The sequence below is a fragment of the Bacillus sp. LUNF1 genome (assembly GCF_011008975.1).
GTDB classification, from domain to species: Bacteria; Bacillota; Bacilli; order Bacillales; family Bacillaceae; genus Bacillus; species Bacillus velezensis.
The window spans coordinates 102,471-116,575 of record NZ_CP048876.1 but is presented as its reverse complement, the minus strand read 5'-3'; the positions used below and the strand labels follow the sequence as shown (position 1 = coordinate 116,575).

Annotated in this window: 13 protein-coding genes and 1 other annotated feature; all 13 genes read right to left on the bottom strand. The window is 46.0% G+C overall.

Translation table 11 applies throughout. The features are described from left to right. Positions 1-750, bottom strand: coding sequence for a 23S rRNA (guanosine(2251)-2'-O)-methyltransferase RlmB (gene rlmB / locus G4O42_RS00630; RefSeq protein WP_003156413.1), 750 nt, complete (start codon positions 748-750; stop codon positions 1-3). Continuing rightward, the gene (locus G4O42_RS00625; RefSeq protein ID WP_003156412.1) at positions 734-1,165 is read right to left on the bottom strand and encodes a Mini-ribonuclease 3; all 432 of its coding nucleotides are present in this window, start codon (positions 1,163-1,165) and stop codon (positions 734-736) included. Before G4O42_RS00625 ends, rlmB begins: the two co-directional genes overlap by 17 nt. A 4-nt stretch (positions 1,166-1,169) precedes the next feature. After that, positions 1,170-2,570, bottom strand: a complete 1,401-nt coding sequence (gene cysS / locus G4O42_RS00620) for a cysteine--tRNA ligase (RefSeq protein WP_032872232.1) — start codon at positions 2,568-2,570, stop codon at positions 1,170-1,172. Beyond that, positions 2,567-3,220 (bottom strand): serine O-acetyltransferase, encoded by a 654-nt coding sequence (gene cysE / locus G4O42_RS00615; RefSeq protein WP_003156410.1) that lies wholly within the window; start codon positions 3,218-3,220, stop codon positions 2,567-2,569. The genes cysS and cysE overlap by 4 nt, the downstream gene beginning before the upstream one ends. Positions 3,221-3,294: 74 nt before the next feature. Beyond that, positions 3,295-3,528: a binding site (T-box leader), on the bottom strand. 2 nt (positions 3,529-3,530) lie between these two features. Then, a complete protein-coding gene (gltX, locus tag G4O42_RS00610) occupies positions 3,531-4,982 on the bottom strand; it encodes a glutamate--tRNA ligase (protein WP_007410392.1) in 1,452 nt (483 codons plus the stop codon). 91 nt (positions 4,983-5,073) lie between these two features. Further along, positions 5,074-5,550, bottom strand: coding sequence for a 2-C-methyl-D-erythritol 2,4-cyclodiphosphate synthase (ispF, locus tag G4O42_RS00605; protein ID WP_003156407.1), 477 nt, complete (start codon positions 5,548-5,550; stop codon positions 5,074-5,076). Then, the gene (gene ispD, locus G4O42_RS00600; protein ID WP_032872229.1) at positions 5,543-6,241 is read right to left on the bottom strand and encodes a 2-C-methyl-D-erythritol 4-phosphate cytidylyltransferase; all 699 of its coding nucleotides are present in this window, start codon (positions 6,239-6,241) and stop codon (positions 5,543-5,545) included. Before ispD ends, ispF begins: the two co-directional genes overlap by 8 nt. A gap of 12 nt (positions 6,242-6,253) precedes the next feature. After that, the gene (locus tag G4O42_RS00595) at positions 6,254-7,354 is read right to left on the bottom strand and encodes a PIN/TRAM domain-containing protein (RefSeq protein ID WP_003156403.1); all 1,101 of its coding nucleotides are present in this window, start codon (positions 7,352-7,354) and stop codon (positions 6,254-6,256) included. Positions 7,355-7,467: 113 nt separating this feature from the next. After that, positions 7,468-8,550 (bottom strand): DNA integrity scanning diadenylate cyclase DisA, encoded by a 1,083-nt coding sequence (gene disA / locus G4O42_RS00590; protein ID WP_007615225.1) that lies wholly within the window; start codon positions 8,548-8,550, stop codon positions 7,468-7,470. A 3-nt stretch (positions 8,551-8,553) separates the two neighbouring features. Continuing rightward, positions 8,554-9,933: a DNA repair protein RadA gene (radA, locus tag G4O42_RS00585; protein WP_014304212.1), complete on the bottom strand. Its 1,380-nt coding sequence runs from the start codon at positions 9,931-9,933 to the stop codon at positions 8,554-8,556. Between the two features lie 93 nt (positions 9,934-10,026). Then, positions 10,027-12,459 carry an ATP-dependent protease ATP-binding subunit ClpC gene (gene clpC / locus G4O42_RS00580; protein ID WP_015239036.1) on the bottom strand — a complete coding sequence of 811 codons (2,433 nt, stop codon included), beginning with the start codon at positions 12,457-12,459 and terminating at the stop codon, positions 10,027-10,029. Beyond that, positions 12,456-13,547, bottom strand: coding sequence for a protein-arginine kinase McsB (mcsB, locus tag G4O42_RS00575; RefSeq protein ID WP_003156398.1), 1,092 nt, complete (start codon positions 13,545-13,547; stop codon positions 12,456-12,458). Before mcsB ends, clpC begins: the two co-directional genes overlap by 4 nt. Continuing rightward, the gene (mcsA, locus tag G4O42_RS00570) at positions 13,547-14,104 is read right to left on the bottom strand and encodes a protein-arginine kinase activator protein McsA (RefSeq protein WP_007410387.1); all 558 of its coding nucleotides are present in this window, start codon (positions 14,102-14,104) and stop codon (positions 13,547-13,549) included. The genes mcsB and mcsA overlap by 1 nt, the downstream gene beginning before the upstream one ends. Position 14,105: the final 1 nt, after the last annotated feature.

Sequence of the window (14,105 nt, the reverse complement as noted above, 5' to 3'; positions counted from 1 at the left end):
TCATTCCCCTAAAGGATTGCGCTTCCGGTAGACTTCATACATGAGAAGGCCGGCCGCTACCGACGCATTCAAAGACGTGACTTTTCCGGCCATCGGAAGCTTAATGAGAAAATCACATTTCTCTTTCACAAGCCGGCCCATTCCTCTGCCTTCGCTTCCGATAACGAGCGCCAAAGGCATCTTGCCGTCCATAGAGCGGTAGTCTTCCCGGGCGGATGCATCCGTTCCGACGACCCAAATCCCCCGCTCCTTCATTTCATCAAGTGTCCGGGCAAGGTTGGTCACCTTCACGACGGGAATGTGTTCAATCGCACCGGTCGAAGCTTTTGCGACCGTCGAAGTCAGTCCGACCGCTCTGCGTTTCGGAATCACGATGCCGTGTGCACCGACAGCGTCAGCCGTTCTCATGATGGAACCGAGATTATGAGGGTCTTCCAGCTCGTCCAATATGAGAAAGAAAGGCTGTTCGTTTCTCTCTTCCGCTCTTTTATATAATTCGTCTAATTGTGCATATTCATATGCTGCCACCTGGGCGACAACACCCTGATGCTGCCCCTCCACCATCTGATCGAGTTTTTTCCTCGGTACAAATTGAATGGTGACGCCGCGCTTTTTAGCAAGCTCCATAACTTGCTGCGCCTGTCCTTTTACTGTGTTTTCCGCCATCCATAACTTATACAGCTTGCGATCTGACTTTAACGTCTCAATCACAGCGTTTTTTCCTATGACGTAATCATGTTGCTGACTCATTTGTTTTCCTCCCTGACGTCCCGACTTGTATAGCCTCAGCAATCAGCTGATTCAGTCTTTCTTCTCTTTTCTCAAGAAAAAGGTATCCGAGTAAAGCCTCAAAAGCTGTACTATGGCGGTACGTCTGTACATCTGTGTTTTTTGGCGTCGTCCCTGATTTCGCGTTTCTGCCTCTTCTCAGCACGGCTTCCTCTTCCTCCGTGAAAAAGGATTCGTCCTGAAGGCGGAACAATATGTCTGCCTGTGATTTTGCCGATACAATCCGGCTCGCCTTCTTATGAAGGTCATTCGGTTTCGTAAAGCCCTGCTTAAGCAGGTGATGCCGGACATATATTTCAAAAATGGCATCACCCATATAAGCAAGCGCAAGACCGTTTAACTGCTTTGAATCTTTGATTTGTTCAAATTGAAGCATCCGCTTACTCTCCCCGCTTCCAGCGAGTTCCCTGGGCCGTATCTTCAAGAATGATATTCATGCTTTTCAGCTGATCGCGAATCTGGTCTGACAAAGCAAAATCGCGATTGCGGCGGGCTTCATTTCTCTTCTCAATCAACTCTTCAATCTCTTCGTCGACAAGCACTTCTTCGCCGAGCGTAAGTCCGAGAACAGATCCGATTCTGTCAAACATGCTGATAAAGGCTTTAATGACGTGATCCGCCGTATTGTCTTCCTGCATGTAGTAATTGGCGAGCTTCGCCAGATCAAACCAAACGGAAATCGCATTCGCCGTATTAAAATCATCATCCATTGCTTCTTCAAACGCAGTGCGGTGCTCTTCAATTTTAGCGAGCCATTCCTCATCATTGTCAGTCAGATTCGTACTGCTAATCAAACGATGGTTTAAATTACTATAGGCCGTCTTCAGGCGGTTAAACGCGTTTTTTGTTTTCTCAAGCAGCTCTTCCGAATAGTTGATCGGGTGGCGGTAATGAACGGACAGCATGAAAAATCTCAAAAGCTGCGGGTCATATTGCTTAATGATATCGTGCACCAAAACAAAGTTGCCGAGAGATTTTGACATCTTCTCATTATCGATATTGATATATCCGTTGTGAAGCCAGTATTTTGCGAATGTCTTGCCTGTTAATGCTTCAGATTGGGCAATTTCGTTTTCATGGTGCGGGAATGTCAGGTCCTGACCGCCGGCATGAATATCGATTTCGTCACCCAAATACTTTTTCACCATTGCGGAGCATTCAATATGCCAGCCCGGGCGGCCTTTTCCCCAAGGGCTATCCCATGATATTTCTCCGTCCTTAGCAGCTTTCCAAAGAGCAAAGTCCAGCGCATCCTCTTTCTTCTCGCCGACCCGGATACGCGCGCCTGATCTGAGTTCATCAATTGATTGCTGAGATAGCTTGCCGTAGCCTTCGAAGGCCCTTGTTTTGAAATAGACATCGCCTTCTGATTCATAAGCGTAGCCTTTTTTAATCAGCTCGCTGACAAATTCAATAATGGCGTCCATGTTTTCCATGACCCGGGGGTGAAGATCCGCTTTCCGGCATCCGAGGGCGCCCACGTCTTCAAAATACGCTTTAATAAACCGTTCAGAAACGGCCGGGACGTCCTCGCCGAGCTCGTTGGCCGCCTTAATCAGTTTGTCGTCAACATCGGTAAAATTCGATACGTATTGAACATCGTATCCTTTATACTCTAAATAGTTGCGTACGGTATCATACACAATCGCCGGACGGGCGTTTCCGATATGAATATAGTTGTATACAGTCGGTCCGCACACGTACATTTTTACTTTGCCTTCCTCAAGAGGAACGAATGTTTCCTTTTTCCGTGTCAATGTATTATAAAGTGTAATGGTCATTTTTGGTTGATCCTTTCTTTTTTATCTTCCAGTTCAGCCTGCAGTTCAAAAATCTGCTGCTCCAATGCTCTAAACCGGTCAGCAACCGGATCGGGCAAGTCTTGGTGATTGAGATCGCGTTTGATTTTTCTTCCGTTCTGAATGACGACTTTCCCCGGTATGCCGACAACGGTCGAAAAGTCGGGAACATCACGAAGCACAACGGAACCGGCCCCTACTTTAGAACCCTGCCCGACCGTAATAGAGCCGAGCACCTTCGCTCCGGTTGCAATTAAAGCATCATCTTTTATGGTCGGATGCCGCTTCCCCTTTTCTTTTCCCGTTCCCCCGAGAGTGACACCTTGGAATACCGTCACGTTATTGCCGATTTCACATGTTTCCCCTATGACGACCCCCATACCGTGGTCAATGAAAAACCTTCTCCCGATGGTCGCGCCGGGATGGATTTCAATTCCGGTAAAGAAACGGGCAATCTGTGATATCAGGCGCGCCAGGAAGAAAAATCTCCGTTTATATAAAGCATGTGCAATCCGATGCGCCCATATAGCATGTAAACCAGAATAAGTTAAAACAACTTCGAAATAGCTTCTTGCTGCCGGATCTTGATCGAACACTGTATCTATGTCTTCTTTTAGCATTTTAAAAAACACATGCTTCCCCCCATTCTCTCCCCGCTCCAGTCTGTTTTTCCGCCTATAAAAAAAGCGCCTCTGCATGTAAACATGACAGAGACGCTTTTACCGCGCGGTTCCACTCTGTTTGAAAAACAAGTCACTGTTTTCCCAACTTAAAAGCCGGTAACGGCGGCGGCCGCCTTTAAATACTGATTTCCGCAGAAATGTTCTTCAAAGGTCTTAAGGGCGCACTTCTAAAACATGACGCATGAATCTCTCTCAGCCGATGAAGATTCTTTCTGTAATGGTCATTGTTTTATACTCTTCCCTGTCAACAATCGTATATTTAAATGCTTTTCAGGCGTCTGACGGCTGTTTCTCTGCCGATCAGCTCAATGGCCTGCGGAAGCTCAGGACCGTGTGTCTGACCGGTAACCGCTACACGAATCGGCATGAACAGCTTTTTACCTTTATGGCCTGTTTCTTTCTGAACAGCTTTAATTGAGGCTTTGATCAGCTCAGGCGTAAATTCTTCAAGCTCTTCAAGCTTCGCAGCAAATACGCTGAGCACTTCAGGCACCTGTTCTTCTTCCAGAACGGCTTTTGCCTCTTGATTATACTCGATCTCATCTTTAAAGAACAAATCAGTCAGCTCGACAATTTCAGCGCCGTAGCTCAATTGCTCATGGTAAAGAGAGATTAATTTACGAACCCATTCCTGCTCCTCGGCAGAAAGCTCAGTGCCGACTTTTCCAGCTTTTTGCAGGTGCGGCAAGGTCAGCTCAACCACTTGATCAAGATCCAGCGCTTTGACGTATTGGTTGTTGACCCATTTCAGTTTATGCATATCAAACAGAGCCGGTGACTTAGACAAACGATTTACATCAAAAATTTCAATGAATTGTTCTCTTGTGAAAAGCTCTTCTTCACCGACGGGAGACCAGCCGAGAAGTCCGATAAAGTTAAACAGCGCTTCAGGCAGGTAACCCAGCTCATCATACTGCTCAATAAACTGGATAATTGATTCATCACGTTTACTTAATTTTTTGCGGCTTTCGTTTACGATAAGCGTCATATGTCCGAAGACAGGAACATCCCAGCCGAATGCCTGGAAAATCATGATCTGTTTCGGTGTATTTGAAATGTGATCCTCACCGCGGAGCACGTGCGTCATTTTCATTAAGTAATCGTCAATCGCGACAGCAAAGTTATACGTCGGTGTTCCGTCTTTTTTGACGATGACAAAGTCGCCGATGCCGTCTGATTCAAAAGAAATCTCACCTTTTACGATATCGTTAAATGCGATGATTTTCCCTTCCGGCACGCGGAAACGGATGCTCGGCTGTCTGCCTTCGGCTAAAAACTGCTCCTGCTCTTCCTGAGTCAGGTTTCTGTGTTTGCCGGAATAGCGCGGCATTTCCCCACGGGCGATTTGCTCTTCACGTTCTTTCTCAAGTTCTTCTTCCGTACAGAAACATTTATAAGCAAGCCCTTTTTCAAGAAGCTCTTCATAGTACTTTTTGTAAATGTCGTTACGCTCAGACTGGCGGTACGGGCCGTATTCTCCGCCGATATCCACACTTTCATCCCAGTCCATGCCGAGCCATTTCAAATAGTTGAGCTGGCTTTGCTCTCCGCCTTCAATATTTCGCTTTTTGTCCGTATCCTCAATCCGGATAATAAACTTTCCGCCTTGGCTGCGGGCAAATAAATAGTTAAAAAGCGCTGTTCTGGCGTTACCGATATGCAAATGTCCGGTCGGACTCGGTGCATAACGAACGCGTACTTCATTTCCCATGTTCAAATACTTCCTTTCATCTCGTCTGTAGCCTCTAGCCGAATATATGTATCTATTCTACCACCAAATAGACCGGGCATCAAAACAATGATCAGGCTTTTTGGATCAGAACGGTCGCCTGAGCGGCAATTCCTTCAGCTCTTCCGGTAAACCCGAGCTTTTCAGTCGTCGTCGCTTTTACGTTTACTTGAGAGACGTCCGCCTCAAGGCCTTCCGCTATCCGTTTTCTCATAGCATCAATATGCGGCGCCATTTTCGGCTTTTGCGCAATAATCGTACAGTCTATATTTCCGAGTACGTATCCTTTTTCTTTAACAATGTTCCAGACATGCTGAAGCAGCTTAAAAGAATCCGCATCCTTGAATTCCGGATCAGTATCCGGGAAATGCTTGCCGATATCTCCTTCACCTGCCGCTCCGAGACACGCGTCTGCGACTGTATGCAGCAATACATCAGCATCTGAATGTCCGAGCAGCCCTTTTTCATAAGGAATTTCAATTCCGCCGATGATGAGAGGACGGCCTTCCGTTAATTGATGCACATCAAATCCTTGTCCGATTCTAAACATTATGATTCCCACTTTCCGCTTTCATGATTGCTTCCGCGGATATCAGATCATCCGGCGTTGTCAGCTTAATATTGGTATAGCTGCCTTCAACGATACTCACCTGATATCCATCAAGACGCTCGACGAGGCTGGCGTCATCCGTCCCTAAGAAGCCTTTGTTTTCCGCTTCCATATGCGCCGTCTTCAATAAAGAAAGACGAAAAGCTTGCGGCGTTTGAACGGCCCACAAGCTTGAACGATCAAAGGTCTCCGCAACCCGGGAGCCTTCCGCCCGTTTTATCGTGTCTTTCACAGGAACAGCCAGGACAGCCGCTCCCGCCTCCTCTGCTGTTTCAACGAGCTTATCGATATGCTGATGTGTGACAAACGGGCGCGCTCCGTCATGAACAAGAACGACCGATTCCTTATCAATCACTTTCAGTCCTTCGTATACACTGTTCTGACGCTCCGCACCTCCGGTAACAAGCTCAATTTCCGTCTGAATCGGAAATTGGGCCAGCAGCTGGCGAAAATCTTCCCGTTCACTCTCGTTTATCACCAAGATTATTTTCTGACAGGGTGCGTGGCTTTCAAAAACCCGCAGTGTGTGTATAATAACAGGCGCACCTTTTAAGCTGATGAACAGCTTATTTTTCCCGGCCTTCATCCGTTTTCCTTGTCCGGCAGCCGGAATAACGACAACATACTCCATATGAACTCCCTCTTAAAGAGCTTTCTCAAGCAGCTTGGGCTTGGCAAAAATCATTCGTCCCGCCGCTGTCTGCAGTACGCTGGTTACGAGCACATCAATATGTTTCCCTATATAATTGCGGCCTTCTTCCACAACAATCATCGTACCGTCATCCAAGTAAGCCACACCTTGATTATGCTCTTTCCCGTCCTTAATCACCTGCACATTCATCTCTTCGCCCGGAAGCACAACCGGCTTCACCGCGTTTGCAAGGTCATTAATATTCAGTACCGCAACCTTCTGAAGCTCACATACTTTATTTAAATTAAAATCATTCGTCACAACGACGCCGGATGTCAGCTTCGCAAGTTTGACAAGCTTGCTGTCAACCTCCTGAATGTCCTCGAAGTCGCCTTCATAAATTTCAACCGTAATATCCAGTTCCTTTTGAATGCGATTCAAGATATCCAGACCGCGTCGTCCTCTGTTACGTTTTAAAACATCTGAAGAATCAGCGATATGCTGTAATTCCTCCAGCACAAATTGAGGAATGACAATGACGCCTTCTAAAAAGCCCGTCTGACAAATATCTGCAATTCTCCCATCAATAATAACACTTGTATCTAAGATTTTCAGCCTTTTATCCTGTTCCTCCTGCTCCTCATCAGCACTTCCCTTTTTCTTCTGCATTCTTGCAGAAATGGAGAAAAGACTGATCAGTTCATCCTTTTTCTTAAATCCGACTTGGAAGCCCAGATAACCGAGAAAGAAAGCCAGAAAGACCGGAATGATGGTGCTGAATATACGGTACGGAATATTGTCCAGCGGAATCACGTTTACAATGAGATATGCGATGATAAGTCCAAAAACCAATCCGAGACTCCCGAATAACAGATCCGGCACCGGAGCTCTCAGTAAAGAATCTTCAATCCATTTTACCCAATTAATCACATATTCTGTCGTCCATATACTGATGAGAAAAAAGATAATAGCACCAATTGCAGCAGACGTATATGCGTTTGTTATTAAAGGTATGTCCTGTATATTTGACAGCACAAACAATTCAGGTATTAAAAAGATACCGACAACGCCGCCCACAATAATGAAGAACGCCTGAACTATTCGTTTTAACATACCTCCACCTCCTTTTAAGTAGCATTTTTTCAGCAGACTGTCAGAGCCTACAAATTCAGAATAAACAAAAACTAACAATAATATACCCGGATTCCGACAGGTTTAAGCGATTCTTAAAGCTGTCTATCTATATAGTGTTTTTCCTGAAGGCGTTTTAAGCCTTTTTTGATTTTTTTGGCGCGCACTTCGCCGATACCCTCAACATCATCAAGCTCTTCTACAGTGGCTTCCGTTATGCTTGGCAAAAATCCGAACGCCTCAACCACATTTTCAACAATCGGCATCGGCAGACGCGGAATTTTGTTCAGCAGCCTGTATCCTCTCGGGAGCACATAATCATCAATATTGGTAGAAGCCGGATATCCAAGCAGCTTAAACAGAATGGAATCATCAAGCAGATCATAGCTGGACATATCCTGAAGCTCTTTTAACAGCACGAACGGATCTTTGATTTTTTCTTTGACATAGTCTTTGATGAAAAGTGCCGCCTCTTCTTCCATGTCCGTAATCAGTTCAATCACCTGCAGACGGATTAAGTGGCCTTCCGTTCCGAGTTCTTTAATATACATATTGATTTCATTTTTTATTCGGAGCACCATTTCATATCGATGCATGACGGACAGCACGTCACTGAATGTCACAAGCTCCTCAAACTCTAATGCGTTTAAAGCCGTAATCGTTTTGTCTAAAATGGTTTTATACTTCTCAAGCGTTTGAATGGCCTGATTTGCCTTTGTTAAAATAAATCCTATGTCCTTTAGTGTGTACTTCATGCTGTCCTGATATAACGTAATGACATTTCTGCGCTCAGAAATGGCGATGACGAGACAGCCGGTCTGCTTCGCCACCCGTTCCGCCGTACGGTGCCTCATTCCCGTTTCTGAAGAAGAAATGGTCGCTTCCGGCATAAGCTGCGTATTCGCATAAAGAATTTTCTGTCCGGAATCACTTAAAATAATGGCACCGTCCATTTTGGCCAGCTCGTATAAGTGAGCGGGCGCAAATGATGTATTAATATGAAAACCGCCATCCACGACTTGCTTTACCTTATCATTGTATCCGACAACAATCAGGCCGCCTGTATTTGCCCGAAGTACATTCTCTATCCCGGCTCTGAGCGGGGTGCCCGGAGCAACGAACTGCAGAATTGCAGACAGGTCAAGCTCTTGTTTCGCCCCTTTTTTCTCTTTTTCCATCTATTATGATCCTCCTAATGAAGTACGAAGCGCTTCTGCAACATTTGCTACTCCGACAACCTCAATCCCTTTTGGTATTGTCCACCCATCTGCATTCGCCTCAGGTATGATCATGCGCTTGAAGCCGAGTTTTGCCGCTTCCTTTACGCGCTGTTCGATTCTTGACACCCTGCGGACTTCTCCTGTCAGACCCACTTCACCGATAAAGCAATCTGCGGGATTCGGCGGTGTATCTCTGAAGCTTGAGGCAATGCTGACGGCTACTGCCAAATCAATCGCCGGTTCATCCAGTTTGACCCCGCCGGCGACCTTTAAATATGCATCTTGATTTTGAAGCAAAAGACCCACCCGCTTCTCAAGCACAGCCATAATTAACGACACCCTGTTGTGGTCAATGCCTGTAGCCATGCGGCGCGGGTTTCCAAAACTGGTCGGTGATATGAGCGCCTGGATTTCAACCAGGATCGGTCTCGTTCCTTCCATTGACGCAACGATACTCGAACCCGATGCCCCGGCAGAACGCTCTTCCAAGAAAATTTCAGAAGGGTTCAGCACTTCCGTAAGCCCCTCTTCCCGCATTTCAAAGATGCCCATTTCATTTGTGGAGCCGAAACGGTTTTTTACGGCCCGCAAAATACGGAATGTATGATGCCGCTCTCCTTCAAAGTATAGAACGGTATCGACCATGTGCTCAAGCAATCTCGGCCCTGCGATCGATCCTTCTTTTGTGACGTGCCCGACGATAAAAATAGGTATGCCGTTTGTTTTCGCGATTTTCATCAATTCGGCCGTACACTCTCTTACTTGTGATACACTGCCGGGAGCCGAGGTGATATCACTTTGGTACACGGTCTGAATGGAGTCTACGACAACAAATGCGGGTTTCATCTCTTGTATAGCAGACGAAATATACTCCATATCGGTTTCAGATAAAACATGTAACATTTGGCTGTTGATTCCAAGTCTGTCGGCACGCAGCTTCGTTTGCTTCACGGATTCTTCCCCTGAAATGTAAAGCACGCTGCCGGCCGTATCTGCTAATTGTGCGGATACTTGGAGAAGGAGCGTTGATTTTCCGATGCCTGGATCGCCGCCGATTAATACTAACGAGCCTTTCACAACGCCGCCGCCAAGCACTCTGTTGAATTCTTCGAGCTTTGTTTGAACGCGGGGTTCTTCCGATGTTTCAATTGATGTAATGGGTGATGGTTTCTGGACGGTTTGAACGGAGTGGGAGAAAGCCGCCCGCCGATTCGCCGGTGCTTTTTTTATGGTTTCTTCCACCATTGTATTCCAAGCCCCGCAGCCCGGGCACTTTCCCATCCACTTAGCGGATTCATAACCGCATGAGTGGCAGATGAATTTTGTTTTTGATTTAGCCATATATGTTGTAAGACCTCTTCCTTATCGAATATTTCTCTATATAACAAAGTGAGGCATACACTCGCTTACGTATGCCTCATGTTTGTCACTATATTAGTTCGTTTTAGCAGTTGTTTTTACGACAAATTCGCCGTCCTCAACATCAAGAACAATGTGCTGGCCTTTATCAATATTGCCTCTGAGGAGTTCTTCTGATAACCGGTCCTCCACATGCTTTTGAATCGCTCTTCTTAACGGACGTGCGCCGTATTCCAAATCGACGCCCTCTTCTGCCACTTTTGCTTTTGCAGCATCCGTCAGCTCGATAGAGAGATCTTGTTCTTTCAGACGTTTTGTTAACTGATCAGACATAAGCGACACGATGTCTGTAAGATGTTTTTTCTCAAGGGAGTGGAAGACGATAATTTCGTCAATCCGGTTGATAAACTCAGGTCTGAAGGCGCGCTTCAGCTCTCCCATGACTTTGTCTTTCATGTCTTTATGGTTTTGTGATTCATCCTGCACATTGAAGCCCACATATTTGTTGCGTTTCAGCTCGCTCGCTCCGACGTTTGACGTCATAATCAGGATCGTGTTGCGGAAATCCACAGTGCGTCCTTTTGAATCAGTCAAGCGTCCGTCTTCAAGCACTTGCAGGAGAATGTTAAACACATCAGGATGCGCTTTTTCAATTTCATCAAGCAGTACGACAGAGTAAGGTTTTCTTCTCACTTTTTCTGTCAGCTGGCCGCCTTCATCATAGCCGACATATCCCGGAGGAGAACCGACAAGACGTGAAGTCGAGTGTTTCTCCATGTATTCGGACATATCCACTCTGATCATCGCTTCCTCATCACCGAAAATGGATTCCGCCAGCGCTCGTGCCAGCTCTGTCTTCCCAACGCCTGTAGGGCCTAAGAAGATGAATGAACCAATCGGGCGTTTCGGGTCCTTCAGACCGGCTCTTGCACGTCTGACAGCCTTTGCAACGGCTACAACAGCTTCATCCTGGCCGATGACGCGGGAGTGCAGAATGTTTTCCATATTGAGAAGCTTATCTGTTTCCGTTTGGGCAATTTTAGATACAGGCACCCCGGTCCAGCTGGATACAACCATCGCGATATCCTCTACAGAAACTTCGGAGTTCTCCTGGCCTTGTTTTTCTTTCCACGTTTTTTTCGTGTCTTCCACCTGTTCTCTCAGGCGCTGCTCCGTATCACGAAGAGAAGCCGCTTTTTCAAACTCCTGGCTCTGAACGGCAGCGTCTTTTTCCTTGCGAACTTCATCGAGTTTCTGCTCAAGCTCTTTTAAGTTCGGAGGCGTTGTGAAAGAACGGAGACGTACTTTTGAACCGGCTTCATCAATTAAATCGATCGCTTTATCCGGAAGGAAGCGGTCAGAAATATAACGGTCGGACAATTTTACCGCTGCTTCAATCGCTTCATCGGTAATGGATACGCGGTGATGCGCTTCATAGCGGTCACGGAGCCCTTTTAAAATTTGAATGCTTTCATCGGCTGACGGCTGATCCACCTGAATCGGCTGGAAACGGCGCTCCAGAGCAGCGTCTTTTTCGATATATTTACGGTATTCATCAAGCGTTGTCGCACCGATGCATTGAAGCTCTCCGCGGGCCAGTGAAGGTTTTAAGATATTCGATGCGTCAATCGCACCTTCTGCTCCCCCCGCTCCGATCAGTGTATGCAGTTCGTCAATGAATAAAATAATATTGCCGGCCTGACGTATTTCATCCATTACTTTTTTCAAGCGGTCTTCAAATTCTCCGCGGTATTTCGTACCGGCTACAACCGTACCCATGTCTAATGTCATTACGCGTTTATCACGTAAAATTTCCGGCACTTCATTATTGATGATCTGCTGTGCGAGGCCTTCAGCAATCGCAGTCTTACCTACACCCGGTTCTCCGATAAGAACGGGATTATTCTTCGTTCTGCGGCTTAATACCTCAATAACACGCTGAATCTCTTTGCTTCGGCCGATAACCGGATCAAGACTGTCTTCCTTCGCAATCGCAGTTAAATCACGAGCCAAGCTGTCAAGCGTCGGCGTGTTTGCATTGCTGTTCGTACCGGATGCAGAAGATCCCGTCTCATTGCTTCCCAGAAGCTGCAGCACTTGCTGTCTCGCCTTATTCAAGCTGACACCGAGATTATTCAGAACTCTCGCGGCCACGCCTTCTCCTTCACGAATCAGTCCGAGAAGTATGTGTTCTGTTCCCACATAAGAATGTCCTAGCTTTCTGGCTTCATCCATGCTGAGCTCAATGACTTTTTTTGCTCTTGGCGTATAATGAATCGTTTGAGACATTTCCTGTCCCCGTCCGATTAAGCTCTCCACTTCTTTCTGAATTTTATCCGAACCGAGTCCGAGTGCTTGGAGTGCTTTAGCCGCAATCCCTTCTCCTTCACGAACCAGACCTAATAAGATATGTTCAGTTCCAATATTGTTATGGCCTAAGCGCAGTGCTTCTTCCTGTGCCAGTGCCAATACCTTTTGAGCTCGCTCTGTAAACCTTCCAAACATCATATCGAATCATCCTCCTGTCTATTTGCACTCATTTCTAAATGCAGCCTTTCCCTGATAAGAGCCGCTCTTCTCGCGTCTCTTTCGTTCGGCCGTAATGCACCGCCCGAATATTGTTGGAGAAAACCCGGCTGTGTCAAAATCATCAGTTCATTAAGTATATTGCTTGATAGCCCTTTGATGATTCCAAGGTCTATCCCCAGCCGAACGTCAGAAAGGCATTTCGCCGTTTCCTTTGATTCAATCATACGGCAGTTGGATAAAACACCGTAAGATCTGAATACCCGGTCCTCCAATTCAATTTTCGAGGTTTGGTAAAGCGCTTCTCGGGCTGAACGTTCCTGCTCAATCAGCTGGGCAGCCACACTGTTTAAATCATCTACAATGTCCTGTTCTGATTTTCCGAGTGTGATTTGATTTGAAATTTGAAAGATATTTCCTAATGCTTCGCTGCCTTCACCGTAAATTCCTCTAACAACTAAGCCTAATTGGTTAATTGCCGGTATAATTCGATTCATTTGCCTAGTTAATACAAGGCCCGGCAAATGCATCATGACTGAAGCCCTTAGTCCCGTCCCTACATTTGTAGGACAGCTTGTTAAGTACCCTCTCTTCTCTCCAAAGGCGTAATCCACTTTCTCCTCAATCCAGTCATCAACCTGGTTTGCCGCTTTTATAGCGTTGAGAAGCTGGAAGCCGGGGAAGAGGCATTGAATTCTGATATGATCTTCTTCATTTAACATAATGCTGACTTCTTCATTTTCAGAAAGCAAACAGCCGCCAAAAGGGGATTCAGTTAAATTCGGGCTGATCAGATGTTTCTCCATCAGCACCCGTTTTTCCAAAGGCTGAGCTTCACTCATTCTGATTAAATGAAATTGACCGATATCAGGAAGTTCTTTTCCTGAAAAATGATCTTCGAATTGCTGAATGATGGATGAGGCTTCTTCATTCGTATACCTGGCAGGAAACTTTATATTTTCAAAGTTTCGGGCCAACCGTATACGGCTGCTGAGTACAATGTCACTTTCAGGTCCCTTTTGCTTCATCCAATTGCTTAGTGCGTCCTGAATAAAATGCTTGAGCGACATTACCCTTGTTCCCCCTCACTGTCTTTACTTTTTAATTTCTGCTCTAACGATCGGATCTGATCCCTGACCTCCGCTGCTCTTTCAAACTCTTCGTGGTGTATTAAAGATTCAAGTTCTTTTTTTAACATTTCCATTTGCCGTCTTACATGCAGGTTTCCACCTATTCGTTTTGGAATTTTCCCGGCATGCACCGTATTCCCGCTGTGAACTTTTCGCAAGATCGGTGTAATTTGGCTGTAGAACGTATCGTAACATTCCGCACAGCCGAAACGCCCTGTTTTTCTCAGCTGCTGAAACGTCATACCGCATTTCTTACAAGCTGTGCCTTGCTCTGAGTAGCCGAACATTTGAGAACCGGTGTTTTGAAATGAAGACTCCATATTCAGCAGCCCTGATAATAAATTATGGATCGAGAACCCTTGGTTTCCACTTATACTGTATGAATCGCTATTTTCTTTTGCACATTGTTCACAAATATGAACTTCTTGTTTTTCTCCATTAACAACTTTCGTAAAGTGAAAAGTGGCCGGTCTCTCATTGCATTCTTGACAAATCAAT